Raw genomic sequence first — 691 nt, 5'->3', positions numbered from 1 at the left:
ATCGAGGAGCGTTTTTTGCTTGAGCATGGCCTCAAGAGACGTGTCGAGGTTATCGTGCAGGCCTTTGGCATGATCCCGCCCATGGTCTCAGGCACAGCCCGTATAGCGACCATGCCCTCCCGGCTGGTTGAGCATTTCAAGAAAACCTTCCCACTAAAGATCATCGAACTTCCGCTGCCGCTTCCTGCATTTACCGAGGCGCTGCAATGGCCCGCCCTTCACAACAGTGATGTGGCAAGCATCTGGATGCGAGAGATATTGTTGCAGGAGGCGTCTCGAATGACTTCTCCGCAGGACGCCAAAAAGGGTCGCAAGCCCTGATTGATACCGCGTCTCACGCCGCCACTCGCGTCAATAGCCCGCGTCGGACGAGATCAATGCTCGCGGCAAGCGCGCCTGCGAGGTCGTCCTGCGGGTCGGCTGCGTCGAGAAACGGTGCGAATGAGAAGGGTCCCCCATAGCCGCCATCAAGCAGCGCCCGGATCTGGCTGCCATTGTCGGAACCGACTAGGACGCGATCCGGGTAGATCCAGTGGATCGGATCGTTCACGCTTGAAATGTGCACGAGACCAGTCAGTTCGCAGGAGAAGAATGGCTCCCCGGCGAGCGTGTGATGAAATGTGTCGTGCACGAGGCGGAAGACGGACTGGCCATCAATGGCGGCAATGGCCTTAGCCGCTTCGTTCTTCGA

At 58.6% G+C, this 691-nt stretch carries 1 protein-coding gene and 1 pseudogene; one reads left to right on the top strand and one right to left on the bottom strand.

The genetic code is table 11. The features are described 5' to 3' along the window. Window positions 1-321: type 2 periplasmic-binding domain-containing protein (locus AC0L26_RS31975; RefSeq protein WP_473636084.1), on the top strand; the 321-nt coding region annotated here is incomplete at its 5' end. A 13-nt stretch (window positions 322-334) separates the two neighbouring features. Here the strand turns inward: AC0L26_RS31975 and AC0L26_RS31970 are convergent. Beyond that, window positions 335-691, bottom strand: a pseudogene (locus AC0L26_RS31970) (TIM barrel protein); the annotation flags it as partial.

The organism is Mesorhizobium sp. WSM4823 (assembly GCF_055811195.1).
The sequence above is the reverse complement of the archived record's forward strand: the minus strand, read 5'-3'. Positions and strand labels throughout refer to the sequence as shown.